Raw genomic sequence first — 19,716 nt, 5'->3', positions numbered from 1 at the left:
GCCCGTGGTCGTGCGCTCGGCGGTCCGTGCGGTCGTCGTCGCCATGATGTGCCCTCCCTGTCGATCGGCCCCGTCGCTGTCCATTCATCGGCCGATGAGACAGCGCATACCCCGGTCCACGACTCGCACACATGCGCCTTACGAGTTCGGCAGACCGATGTGGAAGCGGACCGTCGTACCGTCGTCCGTCGTGTGCGTCCGCACCAGATCGGCGACGTAGTGGACGAGCAGCAGCCCGCGTCCGCCGAGCTGGCCCCGTTCCGGCGGCCGGCGGCCGGCCAGCGGATCGGTGAGCCGGCCCGTGTCGCGGACCTCGCACACCACCTGTCCCGCCTCGCTCCAGACGGCGAGCGTCCCGCGGCCGCCGCCGTGCACCACGCTGTTGGTGGCCAGCTCGGCCACGGCCAGTTCCACGTCCTGCAACCGCAGCTCGGCCAGCCCCAGGGCCCTGGCCCGCTCCACGGCGAAACGGCGTGTCCCGGGGAGGTCCCCGGCGGCGAACGGGAACACGGCGGCGTCCGGCGGGGCCGGCAGCGGCTCGTTGTACCGGGCGACGACCGCGGGCCAGTCGTAGGCGTCGCTGGCCGCCTCACGGCCCTCGGCGATGACCGTCGGATGCGTGCGCAGCGCGTCGGCCAGGACGTCCGCGTCCAGCCGGGACTCGTCGTACGGGCACAGGATCGTCGCGCGACGGCCGGCGAAGGCCGCGTTGATCAGTGCCTCGTGCTGGGCGCACGCGGGGTACTCCGCCGTGCTGCGCCCGGCCCAGATCGGCTCGCCGATGATGCGCACCCGTGTCTCCGCGTGCTTGTCGGCGAACGCCCTGAGGACCCCGGGGATGATCCGCCCCGGATTGCGTCCCGCCTCCGTCATGTCCAGGAACACGACGCTCCGCGCCCGCGTGCCCAGCCCCGCCCTGATCAGCTCCAGGTTGGGGGCGGGGACCGCCACCGCCACCGGTTCGCCGGCCTCCAGACCCTCCCGTACGAACGACACCGTACGGTCGGTGTACTCCCGCTCCGAGCGGTAGAAGAGCGCCGGATGCGCGAACACGTCGTCCGGGGTCACCGTGCTCATCGGGCGGCCACCTCGATCCCGCGCAGCGACGGCCAGAACAGCTCCAGCACGCGCGGCAGCTGCGGCGGGGGCTGCTCCACGACGACCCGGCCGCCGGGCAGGTTCATGGCCGTGACGGCGAGCGCCGCCACTCCGGCCACGTCGACGAACCGCACCCCCGACAGCTCCAGGTAGGACACGTCCGCGTGCCGCCGGGACAGCTCGGCGAGGGCCTTCTCCCAGGACGGGCGGGTGATCACGTTGATCTCCCCGCGCGCATGGAACCCGGGACGTCCGGTCAACGGTCCCACCTCCAGCAGGGCCCCGTCCCACGGCCGGACGGGGCGCTCCTCGTCGTCGTGTGCGCTCTCCACACTCGATCCCCTTCGGAAAACCGCCGCGTCCTTCTCGCCGCTCCCGCTCGGCACGGGCCGGGAAGTGCCTTCGATCAGGCAGCCTAGCGCGACCGCGACCCCCGTCCGGCCGGATGGGGCCCGCTCCGGGCCCGCCCGCTACGCCGGAGTGGGGACAAACCATGCGACTCGGGCGGGAAGCGGGGAACAAGACAGGGGAGTGCGTCCTGGGAAGGGAAGACGAGCCATGTTCGAGGCTGAGAACATCCGTGACTGGCGTGGCCGCGACGTCGTCGACCCCGGCGGCCACAGGATCGGGAGTCTGGAGTCCGTCTACGTCGACACCGCCACCGACCGGCCCGCGTTCGCCGCGGTCACGATCGGCCTCCCGACCCGCCGCCGGCTGGTGTTCGTCCCGCTGGAGAAGGCCACCGTGGGGCCGGACTACCTGAAGGTGACCTACGACAAGACACTGGTCAAGCAAGCTCCCGGGATCGACCCGGACGGTGAACTGATGGCCGAGGCGGAAGCGGACGTCTTCGCCCACTACGACCTGCCCTACGAGCAGGGCAGCCGCGGCGAACGCCGGCTCGCCCGGCGCTGAGCCGTCCGGGGAAGACGCCCGAGGGGAGACGACCGTGAGCCTGTTCCTCCTGCTGTTGCTGGTGGCTCTCGTCCTGGGCCTGATCGGGGTGGCCGCCGAGGGACTGTTCTACCTGTTCGTCATCGGCGTCGCCGTCCTGGTCGTCGACCTGGTCCTGGTCGGGGTGCGCCTCGGGCGCCGGGGCGGCCCCGCGCGCTGAGCGCCCGGGTCCGGCCACGTCGCCCCGACGCGGCCGGACCCCCGGCGCGTCACCGTCCGCTCTGGCCCTGGGCGAGCGCCGAGCCCCGCTCGGCGCCCTCCGCCTCGGACTCCGCGCTGCCCGTCGCCAGGGTGCCCCCGGCGGTCTCCAGATGGGCCCGGACGAACCACTGGAACTGCTCCAGGTCCCGCAGCTGCCCGATCAGCAGGTCCTCCGTGGCGGGGTCGATCTCGCCGGCCTCCTTGACCGCGGCGCGCACGCCCTCGATCACGCCGGTGTACACCACGTCGAGCGCGCCCAGGTGGGCGATGGCGTCGGCCCTGCCGATGGAGTAGTCGTCCCAGTTCCGCTCGGACACCAGGGTCCCGGGGGTCCCCTGCGCCACTCCGCCGAGCGCGGCGATGCGCTCCGCGACGCCGTCCGCCATCTCGCGCACCTGGTCGACCTGCGGGTCGATCATCTCGTGCACGGCGATGAAGTGCGGACCCACGACGTTCCAGTGGACGTGCTTGAGCGTGAGGTGCAGGTCGTTGAGCGCGTGCAGGCGCAGACGCAGCACGCCGATCAGCCGTCCGGCGGCCTCGCGCTCGATGCCGGGGACCGTGTACTTCGGGGTCAGGTCGTGCGTCATGGCGGGCATCAGCTCCTGATCTGTCGTGTACGGCATTGCACCTGCACGAATGCCCCGTATCGGCGGCGGCAGACATAACCGGAGGTCTCCCTTCACCAACACGTGGAACGGCGGGCCGGGGACGGCGGGGGCGATGCCGCCGAGCACGCCTCGATCTCGCCGACGGCGTGGTGTGCCCCGCCGCGGTGATCCTCCTCAGGCGCCGCCGGCGCCCGGCAGGGGGCGGACGGTGAGAATCTGCTGGGCGTGTCCGACCGGTCCGGTCAGGTCGTGCAGGACGGTGCTGGTGATGCCCTGGCCGGCGGGGCCGAAGACGACGGTGGTGTCCAGCCCGGTCCAGCGGCCCTCCGGCAGGCGGTGGAGGTGGAGGGTGAGGTCGACGTTGGGGAACATCCAGGCGGCCGGTGATTCCCGTACGGCGATGCCGTTGGCGGTGTCGACGAGCGCGACGTAGGACGCGAGGGGGCTCACGGACCGTCCGGCGACCAGGTCGAGGCCGGTGGAGATCCAGGCCGTCGTGCGGCCCGGCCGTGCAACCGGCGGGCCGACAGGCCGCTCGCCGAGGGCATGGACGGCTGCGCGCACGAGGTCATCGGCAAGATGCTCGCCGACCACGACGTCCCCACGATGCCGGATGTGGCCGCGCAGGTCCTGCGGATGATGTGCGCCACCGGTCCGCGCGGTGCCGCGGCGGGCCTGCGCGGGCGGGCCGAGCGCCCCGACCACCGGGACGCGCCGGCCGGTGTGGAGGCGCCGGTGCTGGTCGTCGTCGGAGCGGACGACGTCCACACCCCGGTCGCGGAGGCCGAGGCCGTCCACCGCCTCGTCCCGCACGCCGTACCGGCCGTCATCGAGAAGGCGGGTCGTCTCCCCGGCGCCGAGCAGCCCGACCGCTTCGACGCCGTCCCGCTGGACTTCCTCGCCACGCGGGTGGCCTGACCGGGTGAGCCGTGTACGCTCCGGTGCGCGAAGGGCGCACATCGACCGGGCGTGAGCCCTGTACGCGCCCCTGCGGCGGTGCGGACAATACGACAGGACCGTGATCACGCGGCGGGGCGCGTGCCGTCCGACCGCCGACTTTCCGGGAAAGCAGGTCGATCGCCGTGCTGTTGCGTCTGCCCACGTCCGTGACCGAAGCACAGGAGTGCCTGGCCGACGGGGCGGTGCCCGTCGGCGGGGCCACGCTCGTGTGGGCCACCTGGCAGCGGGACGGCTTCCCCGAACAGGCCATGTCGCTGCGCGACCTCCCGGAGGCGACCGTGGTCCGGCCCGGGACGCTGGGCGGCGCCGTGGTGCTGCACCGGGTCGACGACCGCGTGCCGGAGGTGCTGCGCCGGGCGGCCGGCTCCGTGGGCACCGGGGCCGTGCGCCGGACGGCCACGGTCGGCGGCAACCTCGTCGGCAGCAGCCTGCGCTGCCTGCTGCCCGCGGCCCTGGTCCTGGACGCGAGCGCCACCGTACTGGGCCCGGAGGGCGCCTACGAGACCGATCTGAACGAGGTCCTGGCCAAGCGGCACCTGCTGCTCGCCCTGCACTGGCGCGCCCCCGTGGCCAGCGGCTACCACAAGCGGCCCGCCGAGGCCGGCGGACCGCCGCCCCTGGTCGTCGCCACCGCCGTGCACACCGACGCCGAGGGGCGGCACCGCCTGCGGGTGGCCGTCCGCGACGGCTACGAGGTGCTCGGCGCGGTCGCCGCGTGCGACGACGGCGCCGGCCAGGCACTCGGCGCCCTGGAGCGCACGGACGTCGGCGCGCTTCCCGCGCACGCCCGGGAAGTGGTGCGCCGGCAGGTCGCCGGCGTTCTCGCGGGCCCGGCCGGCCGGTGACGTCACGGCCGGCCGGACCCGCGGCCCGGCTCAGCCGTCGGCGAGCGCCTTGACGCGGTCCAGCGCCCCGTTGAACCTGTCGTGGTCCCCGACGGTCGGCCCGGTCGAGGTGTACTGCCACATGGTGTGGACGTCCCAGCCGGCCGGGAGTTCACCCACCGACGAGGCGTACCGGGCGATCCACAGCGGATTGGTGGCGCCGAAGCCGCTGTAGTTCCCGGTGCACTGCTTCCACCAGTTGGTGGAGGTGTAGATGGCGGCGTACCGGCCCGTGCGCGCCTTGTACCGGTCGACGAAGTCCCGGATCCAGGTGACCATCTGACTCGCCGTCCTGCCGTAGCAGGTCTCGCCGTACGGGTTGTACTCGATGTCGAGGACGCCCGGCAGCGTCCTGCCGTCCTTGGTCCAGCCGCCGCCGTGGTCGACGAAGTAGTCGGCCTGGGCGGCGCCGCCGGCGGTGTCCGGCGTCGCGAAGTGGTACGCGCCGCGGATCATGCCGACGTCGTACGAACCGCCGTACTGCTGCGTGTAGTAGGGATTCCGGTAGGACGTGCCCTCGGTGGCCTTGACGTAGGCCCACCGCACCCCGCTGTTCCAGAGGGTCGACCACGCGACGTTGCCCTGGTGACTGGAGACGTCCACGCCCTCGGTCTGCGTGGCCCTGGTACCGGCGGGCCGCCCCTGCACGCCCTCGTGGGCCAGCACGCCACGGCCCATGTAGGCCGTGCCGCGGACGGGGGTCCCGCCGGACGTGTCGGCCGAGGCGGGCACGGCGCACAGGGCGAGGAGGAGGGACGGGGTGGCGAGGGCGACGCCTGACGCGAGCAGGCGTGGGTGGCGGGAAGCCACGGCTATGGGTCTGCGCATGCCTCCCATCCGATCCGCTGTCGCGCCGCAGCGCATCTCACAGTCACCCGGACGGCGTCCGGGCGCGGCGCCCGGGGCCGGACGCGGGCCCCGGGGCTGCGTGGCGTCCGTCAGGCGGCCGGCCGGCAACGGCCTTGCCGCACAGCGCCGTTGACCGCCAGGCGCCCCCGCCGGGTGCCGCGGCCGGACAAGGCCGTCACGCGCGCGCCGAAGACCGAGGAGATCAAGCGCCGACCCGTCCGCACAGCCGACCGGTCCTTACCGGTGACGCGGCAGACCCGCCCGGGCCTTTGGCGTCACCGCCGTCGGGCGCGGACGTCGAACTCGGCCCTCACCCGCAGCAGCTCGGACACGTCCGAGCCCGCCGCCAGTTCGCGCGGTGCCGTGCCGCGCCGGAACAGGCGGGCGTCGCGCTCGCCGCCGAGCACGGCGCGCCCGTCCTCGACACGCAGCCAGGACCCCTCCCGCAGGCCCAGCACCGGCACGTCGTTCTCCTCCAGGAACTCCGTCAGCCGCTCCTCGCGGGTCTCGCCCTTGTGCGTCGAGGCGGGGTCCGGGTCGAGGTAGTGCGGGTTGATCTGGAACGGGACCAGGCCGAGCGCCTCGAAGGACGGGGGCTCGACGATCGGCATGTCGTTGGTGGTCCGCAGCGACGGCGCGGCCATGTTGGTGCCCGCGCTGGCCCCCATGTAGGGCAGCCCGCCCGTCACCGCCTCGGTCAGCGCCTTCCGCAGCCCCGTGCGGTACAGCGCGCTCAGCAGCCGGAAGGAGTTGCCGCCGCCGACGAACACCGCGTCCGCCTCACCCAGCCGGGCGACCGGGTCGCCGCCGTCGTGCACGCCCCGCACGTCGATGCCCGCACCGGCCAGCGCCCCCCGCACCTTGGCGGTGTAGGCGTCGTGGTCGGCGAGGGCGTAGGGCACGAACGCCAGCCGCGCCCCCTCGGGCAGGAAGCCGGTGACGGTGCCGAGGGCGTGTTCCAGGTAGCCGCGGCCGTACTGGGTGGAGTTGGACAGGAGCAGCAGATTCACGGGGTCGACCTCTTCGAGGGGTGGATCGGTGGGACAGGTGGGTCAGGAGGTGCGGGAACGCGGACGGCGGTGCGGCTGGGGCGGATGCGTCAGACGCCGCTCCAGCAGCCTGGCGGCCCGGCGCAGCACGTCGAGCCGGTCCTCGGGCCCCGCGGGGAAACGCTCCTTCGCGGCGCCGAGGCTCAGGCTGCCGTACGGCTCGGAACCGAGGAAGACGGGGACGGCGACGGTGCCGATGCCCGCGTCGTACTCGCCGACCGTCCAGGCGTAACCCTGCGCGCGCACCTGGCGGAACTCGCGCTCCAGCTGGTCGGGATCGGTGACCGTGCGCTCGGTGAAGCGCGCCATGGGGCGCCCGCGGAACAGCCGGTGGCGCTGGTCGTCGGGCAGGAAGGCGTAGAACGACTTGCTGGTGGCGCCGGCGTGCGCCGGGTACAGCTCGCCGACCAGGGGGTAGTAGCGCAGGGGCCCCTCCTCGCCCTCGACGGCCGCCACGCAGCGCATGTGGAAGCTGTCGGGCAGGCAGAACAGCACCGTGTCGCCGGTCGCCGCCCGCAGCTCCTGGAGCACCGGTTCCGCGAGCAGTTCCAGGGACCCGGAGCGCTCCCAGAGGCGGCCCAGGCGCAGCGCGGCCGGGCCGATCCGGTACCGCCGGGTCGCCGGGTCGGAGACCAGGAAGCCGCGTCCCGCGAGCGTGGAGAGCAGGCGCTGGGCCACCGAGGTGTCCCAGCCGAACTCGGTGGCGACCTCCGTGACGCCCCAGTCGGGCCGCGAGCGCTCGAACGCCAGCAGCACCAGCAGGGCGCGGTCGACGGTCTGCAGGGCCCCGGCCGGTGTCTTCCGGTCGTCGGGCTGGCCGGTCACGGCAGCTCCTCTCACTCGCTCGCCGGTGTCCCGCGTCATCTCGCCATGCAGACAGTGATTGCAGATAACGGGAAACAGTTGCGGAGAACGGTAGTGGATCCGGAACCTGCTGTCAGCACCGCCCCCGGGTGCGGATCAGGAGAACTGCCCATGCTGAAGTACGTCCTGGACCTCGTGGACCTGCTGGACGATCCCGCCGTCGACGGCAAGCGCGTCGCCGCCCACCTCGACTCCGTCGCGGGCCCCGAGGGTTCCGGCGCCGAGGTCACCACCGTCACCGGCGAACGCGGCTCGACGGACTTCGTGCTCGTCCGGATCCCCGGCCGCGACGGCCGCACCCGCGGCGGCCCGGCCCGCACCCTCGGCGTGGTGGGCAGGCTCGGCGGCGTCGGGGCGCGGCCCGAGACGACCGGCCTGGTCTCCGACGCCGACGGCGCCGTCGCGGCCCTCGCCACCGCCGCCAAGCTGCTCGACATGCGCCGCCGCGGCGACGTCCTCGACGGCGACGTGATCGTGGCGACGCACATCTGCCCGAACGCTCCGACCGCGCCGCACGACCCGGTGCCCTTCATGGACTCGCCGGTCGACATCGCGACCATGAACCGGCACGAGGTCACCGGCGAGATGGAGGCGGTGCTCTCCATCGACACCACCAAGGGCAACCGGATCATCAACCACCGGGGCCTCGCCCTGTCGCCCACCGTCAAGGAGGGCTGGGTGCTCAAGGTGAGCGAGCGGCTCGGCGAACTGCTGGCGGTGGTGAGCGGTGAGCCGTTGGTCACGTACCCGGTGACCACCCAGGACATCACCCCGTACGGTAACGGTGTACACCACATCAATTCGATCCTGCAGCCGGCCACGGCGACGCCCGCTCCGGTCGTCGGCCTCGCCATCACCTCCGCGGCCGCGGTGCCCGGCTGCCAGACGGGCGCCAGTCACGAGACCGACATCGCGGCGGCGGCCCGGTTCGCCGTCGAGACCGCGAAGGCCTACGGCGGCGGACGCCTGGACTTCCACGACGACGTGGAGTTCGCCTCGCTGGTGAACCGCTACGGCTCACTGGCCCACCTGCAGACCTTCGGCCGCGTCCCCAAGGAGTCCTGACCATGGCCGCGCAGAAGAACACCGCCGCGGCCCCGGAGACGGGCGGCGCCAGAGCCGTCGGCAGCGACGACTACGCCCTGTCCCGCGTCCCGCGCGACAAGCGCCTCGGCTTCTGGACGATGCTGCTCCAGTGGCTCGCCCAGTCGGGCTCCATCTCGCAGTTCACCCTCGGCGCCACCATCGGCGTCGGCATGTCCTTCGGCGACGCGTTCTGGGCCTTCACGCTCGGCGCGGTCATCCTCGAAGTGGTGATCTTCGCGATCGGCCTGGCCGGCATGCGCGAGGGACTGGCGACACCCCTGCTGACCCGCTGGGCCGGCTTCGGCCGCAACGGCTCCGCGCTGGTCAGCCTGGTCATCTCGGTCAGCCTCGTCGGCTGGTTCGGTGTCCAGAACACCATCTTCGGCGACAGCGTCTCCTCCCTCGTCGGCGGCCCGTCCTGGCTGTGGTGCCTGGTCGCGGGCGCGGGCATCACCGTCCTGGTGATCTTCGGTTTCCGGTACATGGCCGTCTTCGCGAAGATCGTCACCCCGTTGTTCTTCGCCATGGTCGCCTGGTCGGTCACCGACGCGCTGAGCGAGCACTCGCTGTCCGAACTGATCCACTCCCCGGCGCCCGGCCAGTCCATCCCGCTGGCCGTCGCCGCGACCGCCATCGCGGGCGGTTTCATGACCGGCGCGATCGTCTCCCCGGAGATGACCCGCTACAACCGCAAGGGCGGCCACGTCTTCCTGCAGAGCGCCGCGTCGATGATCCTCTCCGAGTACGTCGTCGGCCTGACCGGCGTCCTGCTCGGCCACCTGGTCGGCAGCGGCCAGGTCTCCCAGATCGTGCTCTCCACCTCCGGCGTCTTCGGCGTGCTCGTCGTCCTGATGTCCACCGCGAAGATCAACGACTGGAACCTGTACGGCTCCTCGCTCGGCGTCGTCAACTTCTTCCAGGTCGTCTTCGGCAAGCGCCTGCACCGCGGCGCGGTCACCATCGCCCTCGGCATCGCCGGCACCGTCCTGTCCGCCGTCGGCATCATGACCCACTTCACCGACTTCCTGTCCGTGCTGGGCGTCGCCGTCCCGCCGGTGGGCGGCATCATCGTCGCCGAGTACTGGGTGGTGCGCCGCATGCGCGCGCCCCTGGACGCCACCCGCGAGGCCGGGACCCTGCCCGCCACCTCGCCGACCTGGGTACCCATGTCCCTGGTCATCTGGGCGGCCGCGTTCTGCGTCGGCAAGTTCTACGACGGCGGCATCCCCGCCCTGAACTCCCTGCTCACCGCGTTCGTCCTCTACTGCGTCCTCGGCCTCGCCGGCTGGATCAGGACGTACGGCACCACCACCCTGGACGACCACCCCGCAGACCCCACCGAGCCGTCCCCGGCCACCTCCGGTACGGCCCCCGTAGGAGCACCATGAGCACCCCCGTCCCGGCTTCCGGCGAAGCACAGCGCGAAGTCGTCGACCTGTGCGCGGAGCTGATCCGGTTCGACACCTCCAACCCGACCAGCGACGAGCGCGCCTGCGCCGAGTGGGTCGTGGCCCGGCTCGCCGAGGCGGGCATCGACTCCCGGCTGGTGGAGAGCGCCCCCGGCCGCGCCAACGTCGTCGCCCGCATCCCCGGCACCGACCCCTCCCGGGGGGCCCTGCTGGTCCACGGCCACCTGGACGTCGTCCCCGCCGACGCGGCCGAGTGGCGGGTGCCCCCGTTCTCCGGCGAGATCCGCGACGGCTACCTGTGGGGGCGCGGCGCCATCGACATGAAGGACACGGTGGCCGTCATGCTGGCCACCGCCCGCCACTTCGCCCGCACCGGCACCCGGCCCGCCCGCGAGATCGTCCTCGCCTTCCTCGCCGACGAGGAGGCCGGCGGAAAGTTCGGCGCCCACTGGCTGGTCGAGCACCGGCCCGACCTGTTCGCCGGGGTCACCGAGGCGATCGGGGAGGGCGGCGGCTTCAGCTACGCGCTGGACGACACCCGGCGCCTGTACCCGATCGAGAACGCCCAGCGCGGCATGGCCTGGATGGAGCTGACGGCCACCGGGCGCGCGGGGCACGGCTCCTCCCCGAACGACGAGAACGCCGTCACCGACCTCGCCGAGTCCCTCACCCGCATCGGCCGGCACACCTTCCCGGTCCGCCTGATCGAGCCGGTGCGCGCACTGCTCGCCGAGGCCGCCCGCCTCCAGGGCGTCGACATCGACCTCGACGCGGAGGACCTGGACGCGGAGCTGGCCAAGCTGGGCCACGTGGCCGACTTCATGCAGGTCGTGCTCCGCAACTCGGCCAACCCGACCATGTTCACGGCCGGCTACCAGACCAACGTCATCCCGGGCCGGGCGACGGCCCGTGTCGACGGCCGCTTCCTGCCCGGTCACGAGCAGGAGCTGATCGACACGATCGACGCGCTGCTGCTGCCCTCGGTGTCCCGGGAGTGGGTCAACCACGACATCGCGATGGAGACGAGCTTCGACGGCCCCCTCGTGGACGCCATGTGTGCCGCGGTACGCGCCGAGGACCCCGACGGCCACCCGGTCCCGTACTGCAACCCGGGCGGCACCGACGCCAAGGCCTTCACCAGGCTCGGCATCCGCTGCTTCGGCTTCAAGGGCCTCAAGCTGCCGGCCGACCTCGACTACGGCCGCCTCTTCCACGGCGTGGACGAACGGGTGCCGCTGGAGGGCCTGCGCTTCGGGGTGCGGGTGATGACACGCCTGTGGCAGGACTGCTGAGCGGGGAATGCGCGGGGGACCGGAGGCGTTGAGCGACGTGACTGGCATGCGCGGGTCAGAACGTCTCGGGCCCCGCCGCCGTCGGAAGGAGCACCCATGGCACGCAGCACCGCACGCCCGGTCGTCCGACTGAAGTCGACCGCCGGAACCGGTGTCACCTATGTGACGCGCAAGAACCGCCTCAACGACCCCGACCGGCTCGTCCTGCGCAAGTACGACCCGGTGGCGGGCGCCCACGTCCCGTTCCGCGAGGAACGCTGACCGTACGGCGCGCGGGGGACGTCCCCGTCCGGTCCGGTCCCGCTGCTCGCGGGGCCGGGCCGTTCCGCGTCCCGGCCCGCCGTCGCGCCCGCGCCGGTCAGTCCGCGACGTCGACGCCGTAGCTCCGGGCGAGCGCGCCCAGCCGTGGTCGTAGCCCTGCCCCACGGCCCGCAGGCGCCGGCTCTCACCGCGCCGGCAGATCTCGGCGAGCAGCATCGTGCGCTCGGTGGTGGCGGCGTCCAGCGTGGCCTGCACCAGGGCCGCCGCGCCGGCGCCGGACCCGGAGGCGATGTGCAGGGCGCCGACGTCGCCGAAGGCCGGGGAGCCGTCGACGGCGGCCGCGACGACGACCTTGCGGGCCGAGGGCGGCAGGGTGACGAGGTCGACGCTGACGGTCTGCTCGGTGGCCGCGACACGCACCCGGACCGACCGGGCCCCGCCGTCGCCGCGGCCTCGTCGGCCGCCCGGAGAACCCCTCCGCCCTGTGCGTATGACACCTGTTCCCCGTGTCGCCCGTAAGGAGATTCAGGGGCCCCGGCCCGGAGGCCGCGGTCATGATCGGACCGGATGCGCCGCCGACCGGGCGTGTCCGTGACGACGCACCCTGGGGGAGAGGCATGACGTACTCGACGCCGCACGGCTCGGGCCGGGACGGCCAGGTGCTGCTGCTGGCCGCCGGAATCGCGGACCTGGCCGCGAGCACGGTGGGTTCGGCGGTGGGCACCCTGCGCGGGCTGCTGCGCCGCTCGGACACCGCCGACCTGGTGCGGGAGGCGGAGCAGGACCTGCGGGCACGGGGCAGGCTGGCCCTGGACCGGTACGCCGACGTGCCGCCGGCCCACCTGGAGGTGCTCGCCCAGCACGTGCTGGCGCGGCGGGCGGCCGACGGTGACGATGTCTGACCGCTGGGACCCGGCCGCCTTCAGGGCGCGCGTCGACGGCGTCCTGCGGAGCTTCCTGGCCGAGGAGGCCGACGAACTCGTCGCCATCGACGAGGCCCTCGCCCCCGTGGCCGAACAGCTGCGCCTCGCGGCCGGACACGGCAAACGACTGCGCGCGGCCTTCTGCTACTGGGGCTGGCGGGCGGCTGGTCAGCCCGACAGCGACGCCCTGGTGCGGGCGGCGGCCTCCATGGAACTGGTGCACGCCGCGGCGATCGTCCACGACGACCTCATCGACGACAGCGCCCTGCGCCACGGCCGGCCCACGGCCCACATCGCCCTGGAGGCGGCCCTGGACACCACCTCGCGGAGAGCGGAGGACGGCCCTCCCCGGGTCCGCGCGGCCGCCCGCTCCCTGGCCCTGCTCGTCGGTGACCACCTGATGGCCCTCGCGGGCCGGCTGTTCACCGACTGCGGACTGCCCGCCGCCTACCTCGCCCGCGCCCGGGGCCTGTGGGCCGAACTCGCCCGCGAACTCGTCGCCGGCGAATGCCTGGAGATCCTGCACACCGGCGGCCGGCCGGACACCGGCACCTCCTTGAAGGTCGTCCGCTACAAGACCGCCAAGTACACCGTCGAACACCCGCTGCTCCTCGGCGGACTGCTCGCCGGTGCCGCCCCCGCACTGCGCGACGGCTACTCCGCCTACGGCCTGCCGCTCGGCGAGGCCTTCCAGCTCCGCGACGACCTGCTGGGCCTGTTCGGCGACCCGGACCGCACCGGCAAGGCCGCCCTGGACGACCTGCGCACCCACCGGCCCACCGCGCTGCTCGCCGAGACCTGGCGGTCCGCCGACACCGCCCAGCGGGAACGGCTGCGCCGGATGCTGGGCCGGCCCGACCTGAACGGGACCCACCTGGAGGACGTACGCGACCTCATGCGGGAGCTGGAGGCACCGCAGCGGATCGAGCGGATGATCCTCACCCGGGTGGAGCTGGCCACCCGCGCCCTGGACGACGTCGACGTGCCGTCCGGGGCACGCCGGGCCCTGCACGACCTCGCGCGCCTGGCGACCGACCGCGCCCACTGACCCGCCCGGCCACCGACTCCGCCGTCCGTCACCCCCTGCCCCCACCGAGCGCCCCCACCGAGCCGAGCAGAGACCGAGCCGAGGAGACCGTGATGACCTACACCGAGACGTCGATGGACGCCCTGCGCCGCGAGGGCGACGAACTGGCCGACGCCGTCGTCGCCACCCTGTTCGAACGCGGCGAGGTCGGCACGTTCAACTCCCTGATGCGCTACGTCTCCACCGCCGGCCAGGAACTCCCCGCCGGACTCCCCGGGGTGGCCCGCGAGTACCTCCGGGCGACCGGCACCCCGCCGGACTGGGTGGACTGGGCCGAGATGGAGAAGGCGCGGCTGTTCTTCATCGACAACAACGTGCACATCTCCACCGCCCTGTCCTTCGCCTCCATGCCCGCCTGTTACGTCGTCCCGCACGTGGCCAGGCTCCTGTCGGCGACCCACGGACTGAGCTATCCGTCCAAGCGGATGGCGGAGACCGGCCAGTTCACCGTCTACCTCATGCAGCCCGACGCGTTCGAGGCCGGCGGCCGCTTCCTCCCGGCCGCCCAGAAGGTCCGCCTGCTGCACGCCGCCATCCGCCACCACCTGGAGCGGGAGAACCGCTGGGACACCGGCGCCCTCGGCGTGCCGATCTGTCAGGAGGACATGATCGGCGGGCAGATGTTCTTCTCCCTGACCGTCCTCGACAGCCTGCACCGCCTCGGCATCCACATGTCCGAGGAGGGGGCCGACGCCTACTTCTACGCCTGGCGGGTGGTCGGCGCCATCCTCGGCGTCGACCAGGACGCCGTGCCGCACACGCTCGAGGAGGCACGGCAGTTCCTCGACCTGTACATGCTGCGGCACATGGGCCCCTCCGAGGAGGGCGCGCACCTGACCCGGCAGCTGATCGACCTCTACGAGGAAGTCGTCCCCGGCACCCTCCTCGACCCGGTCGTCTCCGCCCTGATCCGCTACCTCGTCGGCGACACCTGCGCCGACTGGCTCGAGGTGCCCCGCACCCCGTGGGACACCCTCGTGAAGGCCGCCCCGTACCTCCTGGGCGTCCTGGAGACGATCGAGGACCGCTCACCGCTCGGCGCCTGGGCCCTGGACCGGCTCGGCCACCTCACCACGGTCCTCGAACTGTCCTCCCTCACCCGCGGACGCGTCATGCACTACGCGATCCCCGAACAGCTGAAGAAGGAGTACGGCGTCCCCGCCGGTCCCCGCACCCACCGCTGGACCCCGCCGCCCGTCACCGTCTCCTGAGCGCCGCGGACACGGCCGGGGCCGCCCCGGGCGCGGGTGTCAGGCGATGGAGGCCGAGACGACGGCCGACACCGCGAGGTTGCAGCACGCCGTCACCCAGACCGCCGGGTGCGGCTCCGGCTCGACCAGCGTCGCGCCCAGACGCCCCGGGGTGATCACGTCCACCACCAGGAACGCCAGGGCCATCATGACCAGTCCCAGCAGTCCGAACGCCGCGGTCGACACCAGGCCCTTGCCGAAGTCCTCGTACGTGGTCCAGATCGACGTGAACACGATGCCGCCGACACCGAGCAGCGCCGAGCTGAGCACCAGCGCGGCGTTGCGGTTGCGCTGCTCCCAGATCTGCCGGCCGAGCTTCCCGGGCGTCAGCGCGTCCACCAGGACGATGCCGAGGACCAACAGGACCAGGCCCAGCACCCCGTAGGCGGTGGCACGGCCGAGTCCGTTGACGATGTCGCTCATGGGGTTGTCGGCTCCGTAGCGTGAGTGATCGTGAGTGATCGCGGTCGAGGCGATGCAAAATGTAGCGCACCTGTTCGGTGTCACGGGCGCCGCGGGACGGCGGTCCCGTCCGGAAACGGCGTCAGCCGGCCGCCGCGAGCGCCCTGTTGCGGCGCACGGAGGAGAAGAAGGACCAGCCGATCAAGACCACGCCGATGAGGCCGGTGACGATCTCGCTGATCTCGTACCGGATGGTGACCAGCAGGATGACGGCGAGGGCGCCGATGGCGTAGTGGGCGCCGTGCTCCAGGTAGACGTAGTCGTCGAGGGTGCCCTGGCGCACCAGGTAGACGGTCAGGGACCGCACGTACATGGCGCCGATGCCCAGGCCGAGGGCCATCAGGACGATGTCGTTGGTGATGGCGAAGGCGCCGATGACGCCGTCGAAGGAGAACGACGCGTCCAGCACCTCCAGGTAGAGGAACATGAAGAACGCGGCCTTGCCGGTCAGGGCGGCCGCCGTGCGGGACCCGCCGGAGCGTTCGGCCTCCTCCTCGGCCTCGTGCTCGCGTTCCTCCTCCGCTTCGAGCCGGTTCTCGAAGTACGCGGAGAGGCCGTGGACGACCATGTAGGTGATCAGACCGGCGATCCCGGAGATGAGGACCGTCTGCGCCTTGTCGGCGTGGGCGCCGCCGTGCTGGTGGGCGTGGGCGGCGAAGGTCGTCGAGGAGACGAGCAGCACGATCAGGGCGACGCAGACCGACAGCATGTCGACCCTGCCGAGCTTGGCCAGCGGCCGTTCGACGACGCTCAGCCACTTGACGTCCCGGTCCTCGAGGACGAAGTCGAGGAAGATCATCAGCAGGAACATGCCACCGAAGGCGGCGATCGACGGGTGGGCGTCGGTGACCAGCTCCTGGTAGCGGTCCTTGTCGGTGAGGGCGAGGTCGACGGCCTCGATCGGTCCGAGTTTGGCGCTGATGGCCACGATGACGACCGGGAAGACCAGACGCATGCCGAACACGGCGATCACGATGCCGACGGTGAGGAAGATCTTCTGCCAGAAGGCGTTCATCTTCTTCAGGATCCCGGCGTTGATCACCGCGTTGTCGAAGGACAGCGAGACCTCCAGGACGGCGAGGATCGCCACCAGGCCGAGGGCGGTCCACCCGTCGTAGAGCACTCCCGCGGCGAGGCCGAGGGCGGTGACGGCGAAAGCCCAGCGGAACGTCTTCACAAGCACGGGCCACTCATTCCTGTCGTCGCGCTGTGCCGGTCACAGCATGTCCTTGCCGGTGCCCACCACCCCCGTTGTCTACCACGATCGTCCGCCGGTACGGCGGATGCGTGGACGGGAGGCCCGCGGGTACCCGACCCCGCGGGATGGTGCGGTGCACGGCGGCGCGGCGAGGGACGGCCGCGCCGCCACCCGCAGTCCCTGTCTCCCGGCGGCCCGCCCCCGGCCCGTCCGTCCGCGTTGTCAGTGGCGGATGCGAGGCTGCCTGCCATGGATGAGGTGGAGTTCATGCGAGGCCGGGTCTACGGCGCCGACCACGACGACGCCGGGCCGCGGACGGGGCGCGCGTACGCGCACCTGGTCGGCGGCCCCCTGGACGGGCTGCTGCTGGACGTCACCGACCTCGCCGAGGACGAACGCGACCAGGCAGTGGCACTGGCGACGGAGATAGGCCGCTACGGCCCGGGCGGCCGGTCCGTCTACGGGCCGAGGCCCGGCGACCCCCGTCGCTTCGACTGGCGGGGCGACGTGCCCTGACCGTGCCCCCGCGGGCGGGCCGCTCAGGCCGCCGCCTGCGCCCGGAGCGCGGCGAAGAGCCAGTCGTGCGCGGCACCGGGCGTCGGCTCCGGCCGGGCGCCCGGCGGGGTGATCACATCGGCCACCAGCTCCCAGTAGCGGTCGATCCGCGGGTCCGCGGCGAGCTGCCGGGCCAGCACACGACGGAAGTCCGGAGTGTCACGGACGCCGTACGCGCTCGTGTAGGCGTTCACGAAGCAGTCCAGGGCCTCACCCGCGTGCGGGTCCACGCCTCGGCGCAACGGCGCCCCCGCCAGCTCGTACGCCTCGGCCAGCCCCGCGTAGAGCACCGCGGCGCCGTGCGCCCCGGCGGCCCGGTGCGCCTCGGGCTGCGGCTGCGCGGTGCCCGGGCACGGGGCGAGCGTGAGGGCGTTGAGCCGGGCGAAGGCGAGGACCTGGGCGGGGGCCGGATCGTCGGGCGGCCGGGGCACCGCCACCTCGAGGAACGCGGTGGTCGCCCGGGCCGGCATCCGCGGCGGCAGCCAGCCGCGCCAGAACCGGACCAGTGGCGCCGTGCTCGGCGGGGAGGCCACCGTGCCGACCAGCCTCAGCCGCTCGGCACGCTCCCCGGGCGGGCACTCGTGCACCAGCCGCAGCGCCGCCTCCCGCCAGCGCAACGCCCTGAGCTCGGAACCGACCTCCCGCAGCCGCCCGGCGACGGCGTCCTCCAGCACGCCGCCCGCTCCGTCCTCCTCGTCGAGCACGCGGCGCACCTCGGGCACCGCCAGCCCGAGGGCCCGCAGCGAACGGATCAGACGCAGCCTGCCGAGAGCCTCCGGACCGTACCGACGGTGCCCGCCGGCGCTGCGGGACGCCTCCGGCAGCAGACCGCGGTCCGAGTAGAAGCGGACGGTCTTGACCGTGACGCCCGCCCGCTCGGCGAGCTCACCGATCCCGCACAACCCGTCCCCGGCCACGAACACTTGAACCTCCCTCAGGGGGAGTTCCTACCGTACCGGCGAGCCCCGAGGGGCCCCGGACCGGTGCGCCGGTCGCGTACGGAGGAGACGGAGGACAGACCATGACCGCGTTCATTCTCGTGCCGGGCATGTTCACCGGCACACACGTGTGGGAGAACACCGCGGCACACCTGACCGCCGCGGGCGCGGTGGCGCACCCGGTGCCCCTCACCGGGCTCGACGGGCCGCGAGGCGCCGCGCCGGCCGGCACCGACCTGGAGACGCACATCGCGGACGTGCTCGCGGTGATCGACGCGGTCGGCGCGCAGGAGGGGGCGGCGGACGACGGGGGGATCGTGCTGGTCGGTCACGGCTACGGCATCCACCCCGCCCTCGGCGCGGCCGACCGGCGGGCCGAGCGGATCGACCGGATCGTGTACCTGGACTCGGCGATGCCGCGCGACGGCGCCCCGGCCCTGGCCGCCGTCCCGGACCAGTCGCTGCGCGAGCGGCTGGCCGGGCGCGCCGGGTCCGGCGGGGGAGCGGGCGCCGAGGGGGAGCTGCCGCCCCCGGCCCGCGACGCGTGGGAGCGCTGGGGCAGCACGGCCGGCCTCTCCGACGCGGCGCTGGACCGGCTCACCGCCCTCGCCGCCCCGCAGCCGCTCGGCACCCTGCTCCAGCCGCTCCGGCTGACCGGCGCGGTGGCGGAGGTGCCCTCCACCGGCGTGCTGTGCACCGTCAACGGCTCGAACATCGAGATGGTCCAGATGCTGGTCGGGTTCGGTGACCCGGCCCTGCGCGCCCTCGTCGACCCCCGGGTGTCCTTCTTCGAACTCCCCACCGGGCACTGGCCCATGCTGTCCTGCCCCGCCGACCTGGCGGACGTCCTGCTGCGGGCCGCCGCGGGCGAGGGGCACCGGCTGCAGGCGCCGGCCGACACGGCCGAACCGCCCGCCCCGCCGCGGCCGTTCCTGCTGGACCTGCCCGAAGTCCCCCGGGAGCGTACGGGGAACGTGGACCTGTACCTTCCCGATGCCGACGGCCCGCGACCGGCGATGGTGTTCGTGCACGGCGGTCCGGTACCCGCCGACGCCAGGCCGGAGCCCAGGGACTGGCCCACGCTGACGGGGTACGCCGGCTACGCGGCCGGCAGCGGAGTGGTGGGAGCGGTCGTCGCCCACCGGCTGCACGACCTCTCCGACTACGAGCGGGCCGCCGCGGACGTGGCCGGCGCGGTGGAGCGGATCCGGGCCGATCCCCGGGTGGACGCGGACCGCGTCGCGCTGTGGTTCTTCTCGGGGGGCGGGCTGATCGCCGCCGACTGGCTGGGCGCGCCGCCGCCGTGGCTGCGCTGCCTGGCGGCCACCTACCCGGTCCTGGCGCCCCTGCCGAACTGGGGGATGTCCGGCACCCGGTTCCATCCGGTGCGTGCGGTGGCGAAGGCCGGCGACCTGCCCGTGGTCCTCACCCGGGTGGGGCTGGAGATGCCCGAGATCGCCGCCCGCGTCGAGGAGTTCCTGGCGGCGGCCGAGGAGTGCGGGGCGGGCGTCGAGGTGGTGGACGTGCCGCACGGCCACCACGGCTTCGAGACCCGCGACGTGACCGACGAGTCGCGCGACGCGGTGCGCCGGGCGATGCGCGCGGTGCTGGAGCACCTGCGGCGGTGACGTTCCGCCGCCGCCCCGCGGACCGGGGGGGAACACCGGTCCACGGGGCGACGACACGCTCCTGGGCCGTCCCGCCGGAGGGAGCGCGGCACGTCCGCCATCTTGACGTGTACGCGGCATGATGCGTTTCATGGGAGCACTTCATGGGAGCGCTCCC

At 73.3% G+C, this 19,716-nt stretch carries 21 protein-coding genes and 3 pseudogenes; 13 read left to right on the top strand and 11 right to left on the bottom strand.

The genetic code is table 11. The annotated features are described in order from the left end of the window. Nucleotides 1–138: 138 nt before the first annotated feature. Entirely contained in the window at nt 139–1,077 is a 939-nt protein-coding gene (locus tag ACZ4V6_RS27390; protein WP_467832460.1) for an anti-sigma factor RsbA family regulatory protein, read from the bottom strand. After that, nucleotides 1,074–1,430, bottom strand: a complete 357-nt coding sequence (locus ACZ4V6_RS27385; RefSeq protein ID WP_467832457.1) for an STAS domain-containing protein — start codon at nt 1,428–1,430, stop codon at nt 1,074–1,076. Before ACZ4V6_RS27385 ends, ACZ4V6_RS27390 begins: the two co-directional genes overlap by 4 nt. 226 nt (nt 1,431–1,656) lie before the next feature. Here ACZ4V6_RS27385 and ACZ4V6_RS27380 point away from each other — a divergent pair, with 226 nt between their 5' ends. Then, nucleotides 1,657–2,013 (top strand): PRC-barrel domain-containing protein, encoded by a 357-nt coding sequence (locus ACZ4V6_RS27380; protein ID WP_467832453.1) that lies wholly within the window; start codon nt 1,657–1,659, stop codon nt 2,011–2,013. Between the two features lie 34 nt (nt 2,014–2,047). Then, nucleotides 2,048–2,212, top strand: a complete 165-nt coding sequence (locus tag ACZ4V6_RS27375) for a hypothetical protein (protein WP_467832450.1) — start codon at nt 2,048–2,050, stop codon at nt 2,210–2,212. Nucleotides 2,213–2,261: 49 nt separating this feature from the next. Here the strand turns inward: ACZ4V6_RS27375 and ACZ4V6_RS27370 are convergent, their stop codons facing one another. Further along, on the bottom strand, nt 2,262–2,843 hold the full coding sequence (locus tag ACZ4V6_RS27370; RefSeq protein WP_467832480.1) for a Dps family protein: 582 nt from the start codon (nt 2,841–2,843) through the stop codon (nt 2,262–2,264). 195 nt (nt 2,844–3,038) lie between these two features. Further along, nucleotides 3,039–3,407: pseudogene (locus tag ACZ4V6_RS27365) on the bottom strand (thioesterase family protein); the annotation flags it as partial. Between ACZ4V6_RS27365 and ACZ4V6_RS27360 the strand changes: the two are divergent. After that, nucleotides 3,378–3,782 (top strand): annotated as a pseudogene (locus tag ACZ4V6_RS27360) (alpha/beta fold hydrolase); the annotation flags it as partial. The pseudogenes ACZ4V6_RS27365 and ACZ4V6_RS27360 overlap by 30 nt on opposite strands. 164 nt (nt 3,783–3,946) lie before the next feature. Then, nucleotides 3,947–4,669 carry an FAD binding domain-containing protein gene (locus ACZ4V6_RS27355; RefSeq protein WP_467832447.1) on the top strand — a complete coding sequence of 241 codons (723 nt, stop codon included), beginning with the start codon at nt 3,947–3,949 and terminating at the stop codon, nt 4,667–4,669. A gap of 30 nt (nt 4,670–4,699) precedes the next feature. Here ACZ4V6_RS27355 and ACZ4V6_RS27350 read toward each other — a convergent pair whose 3' ends face one another. The 3 genes from ACZ4V6_RS27350 to ACZ4V6_RS27340 all read right to left on the bottom strand — a co-directional run bounded on the left by ACZ4V6_RS27350 (nt 4,700) and on the right by ACZ4V6_RS27340 (nt 7,431). Further along, nucleotides 4,700–5,536 carry a lysozyme gene (locus tag ACZ4V6_RS27350; protein ID WP_467832445.1) on the bottom strand — a complete coding sequence of 279 codons (837 nt, stop codon included), beginning with the start codon at nt 5,534–5,536 and terminating at the stop codon, nt 4,700–4,702. A 296-nt stretch (nt 5,537–5,832) separates the two neighbouring features. Next, nucleotides 5,833–6,567 carry a dipeptidase PepE gene (pepE, locus tag ACZ4V6_RS27345; protein WP_467832441.1) on the bottom strand — a complete coding sequence of 245 codons (735 nt, stop codon included), beginning with the start codon at nt 6,565–6,567 and terminating at the stop codon, nt 5,833–5,835. 42 nt (nt 6,568–6,609) lie between these two features. After that, a complete protein-coding gene (locus ACZ4V6_RS27340) occupies nt 6,610–7,431 on the bottom strand; it encodes an IclR family transcriptional regulator (protein ID WP_467832436.1) in 822 nt (273 codons plus the stop codon). Nucleotides 7,432–7,581: 150 nt separating this feature from the next. On the opposite strand from ACZ4V6_RS27340, the gene ACZ4V6_RS27335 reads away from it, so the two are divergent. The 4 genes from ACZ4V6_RS27335 to rpmG all read left to right on the top strand — a co-directional run bounded on the left by ACZ4V6_RS27335 (nt 7,582) and on the right by rpmG (nt 11,518). Then, a complete protein-coding gene (locus ACZ4V6_RS27335) occupies nt 7,582–8,535 on the top strand; it encodes a DUF1177 domain-containing protein (RefSeq protein ID WP_467832434.1) in 954 nt (317 codons plus the stop codon). Nucleotides 8,536–8,537: 2 nt separating this feature from the next. Continuing rightward, entirely contained in the window at nt 8,538–9,944 is a 1,407-nt protein-coding gene (locus tag ACZ4V6_RS27330) for a cytosine permease (RefSeq protein ID WP_467832431.1), read from the top strand. Continuing rightward, nucleotides 9,941–11,257: a M20/M25/M40 family metallo-hydrolase gene (locus ACZ4V6_RS27325; RefSeq protein ID WP_467832426.1), complete on the top strand. Its 1,317-nt coding sequence runs from the start codon at nt 9,941–9,943 to the stop codon at nt 11,255–11,257. The genes ACZ4V6_RS27330 and ACZ4V6_RS27325 overlap by 4 nt, the downstream gene beginning before the upstream one ends. 96 nt (nt 11,258–11,353) lie before the next feature. Then, nucleotides 11,354–11,518: a 50S ribosomal protein L33 gene (gene rpmG, locus ACZ4V6_RS27320; protein WP_356206711.1), complete on the top strand. Its 165-nt coding sequence runs from the start codon at nt 11,354–11,356 to the stop codon at nt 11,516–11,518. A gap of 97 nt (nt 11,519–11,615) precedes the next feature. On the opposite strand, the pseudogene ACZ4V6_RS27315 reads toward rpmG, so the two are convergent. Then, nucleotides 11,616–11,920: pseudogene (locus ACZ4V6_RS27315) on the bottom strand (TerD family protein); the annotation flags it as partial. Nucleotides 11,921–12,135: 215 nt separating this feature from the next. On the opposite strand from ACZ4V6_RS27315, the gene ACZ4V6_RS27310 reads away from it, so the two are divergent. From ACZ4V6_RS27310 to ACZ4V6_RS27300, 3 genes are all read left to right on the top strand, one after another. Further along, on the top strand, nt 12,136–12,420 hold the full coding sequence (locus ACZ4V6_RS27310; RefSeq protein ID WP_467832421.1) for a polyprenyl synthetase: 285 nt from the start codon (nt 12,136–12,138) through the stop codon (nt 12,418–12,420). Beyond that, entirely contained in the window at nt 12,413–13,489 is a 1,077-nt protein-coding gene (locus ACZ4V6_RS27305) for a polyprenyl synthetase family protein (protein ID WP_467832418.1), read from the top strand. Before ACZ4V6_RS27310 ends, ACZ4V6_RS27305 begins: the two co-directional genes overlap by 8 nt. Nucleotides 13,490–13,581: 92 nt before the next feature. After that, nucleotides 13,582–14,739, top strand: a complete 1,158-nt coding sequence (locus ACZ4V6_RS27300; protein ID WP_467832417.1) for an oxygenase MpaB family protein — start codon at nt 13,582–13,584, stop codon at nt 14,737–14,739. A 39-nt stretch (nt 14,740–14,778) separates the two neighbouring features. On the opposite strand, the gene ACZ4V6_RS27295 is transcribed toward ACZ4V6_RS27300, so the two are convergent. Both ACZ4V6_RS27295 and ACZ4V6_RS27290 read right to left on the bottom strand, forming a co-directional pair. Continuing rightward, on the bottom strand, nt 14,779–15,201 hold the full coding sequence (locus ACZ4V6_RS27295) for a DUF350 domain-containing protein (RefSeq protein ID WP_467832415.1): 423 nt from the start codon (nt 15,199–15,201) through the stop codon (nt 14,779–14,781). A 121-nt stretch (nt 15,202–15,322) separates the two neighbouring features. Next, nucleotides 15,323–16,423 carry a DUF475 domain-containing protein gene (locus ACZ4V6_RS27290; protein WP_467832412.1) on the bottom strand — a complete coding sequence of 367 codons (1,101 nt, stop codon included), beginning with the start codon at nt 16,421–16,423 and terminating at the stop codon, nt 15,323–15,325. 264 nt (nt 16,424–16,687) lie between these two features. On the opposite strand from ACZ4V6_RS27290, the gene ACZ4V6_RS27285 reads away from it, so the two are divergent. Beyond that, nucleotides 16,688–16,954, top strand: a complete 267-nt coding sequence (locus tag ACZ4V6_RS27285) for a hypothetical protein (protein WP_467832410.1) — start codon at nt 16,688–16,690, stop codon at nt 16,952–16,954. 23 nt (nt 16,955–16,977) lie between these two features. Here ACZ4V6_RS27285 and ACZ4V6_RS27280 read toward each other — a convergent pair whose 3' ends face one another. Further along, entirely contained in the window at nt 16,978–17,916 is a 939-nt protein-coding gene (locus ACZ4V6_RS27280; protein WP_467832409.1) for a MerR family transcriptional regulator, read from the bottom strand. A gap of 98 nt (nt 17,917–18,014) precedes the next feature. Here ACZ4V6_RS27280 and ACZ4V6_RS27275 point away from each other — a divergent pair, with 98 nt between their 5' ends. Beyond that, nucleotides 18,015–19,559, top strand: coding sequence for an alpha/beta hydrolase (locus ACZ4V6_RS27275; protein ID WP_467832405.1), 1,545 nt, complete (start codon nt 18,015–18,017; stop codon nt 19,557–19,559). Nucleotides 19,560–19,716 lie beyond the last annotated feature (157 nt).

Source organism: Streptomyces sp. NPDC029152 (assembly GCF_055564355.1).
The sequence above is the reverse complement of the archived record's forward strand: the minus strand, read 5'-3'. Positions and strand labels throughout refer to the sequence as shown.

Excerpts from the sequence above, each read along its gene's own strand:
- ACZ4V6_RS27275 (WP_467832405.1), top strand. The coding sequence starts at position 18,015 with ATGACCGCGTTCATTCTCGTGCCGGGCATGTTCACCGGCACACACGTG.
- rpmG (WP_356206711.1), top strand. The coding sequence starts at position 11,354 with ATGGCACGCAGCACCGCACGCCCGGTCGTCCGACTGAAGTCGACCGCC.
- ACZ4V6_RS27370 (WP_467832480.1), bottom strand. The coding sequence starts at position 2,843 with ATGACGCACGACCTGACCCCGAAGTACACGGTCCCCGGCATCGAGCGC.
- ACZ4V6_RS27310 (WP_467832421.1), top strand. The coding sequence starts at position 12,136 with ATGACGTACTCGACGCCGCACGGCTCGGGCCGGGACGGCCAGGTGCTG.
- ACZ4V6_RS27390 (WP_467832460.1), bottom strand. The coding sequence starts at position 1,077 with ATGAGCACGGTGACCCCGGACGACGTGTTCGCGCATCCGGCGCTCTTC.
- ACZ4V6_RS27380 (WP_467832453.1), top strand. The coding sequence starts at position 1,657 with ATGTTCGAGGCTGAGAACATCCGTGACTGGCGTGGCCGCGACGTCGTC.
- ACZ4V6_RS27305 (WP_467832418.1), top strand. The coding sequence starts at position 12,413 with ATGTCTGACCGCTGGGACCCGGCCGCCTTCAGGGCGCGCGTCGACGGC.
- ACZ4V6_RS27350 (WP_467832445.1), bottom strand. The coding sequence starts at position 5,536 with ATGCGCAGACCCATAGCCGTGGCTTCCCGCCACCCACGCCTGCTCGCG.
- ACZ4V6_RS27330 (WP_467832431.1), top strand. The coding sequence starts at position 8,538 with ATGGCCGCGCAGAAGAACACCGCCGCGGCCCCGGAGACGGGCGGCGCC.
- ACZ4V6_RS27295 (WP_467832415.1), bottom strand. The coding sequence starts at position 15,201 with ATGAGCGACATCGTCAACGGACTCGGCCGTGCCACCGCCTACGGGGTG.
- ACZ4V6_RS27285 (WP_467832410.1), top strand. The coding sequence starts at position 16,688 with ATGGATGAGGTGGAGTTCATGCGAGGCCGGGTCTACGGCGCCGACCAC.
- ACZ4V6_RS27325 (WP_467832426.1), top strand. The coding sequence starts at position 9,941 with ATGAGCACCCCCGTCCCGGCTTCCGGCGAAGCACAGCGCGAAGTCGTC.
- ACZ4V6_RS27300 (WP_467832417.1), top strand. The coding sequence starts at position 13,582 with ATGACCTACACCGAGACGTCGATGGACGCCCTGCGCCGCGAGGGCGAC.
- ACZ4V6_RS27335 (WP_467832434.1), top strand. The coding sequence starts at position 7,582 with ATGCTGAAGTACGTCCTGGACCTCGTGGACCTGCTGGACGATCCCGCC.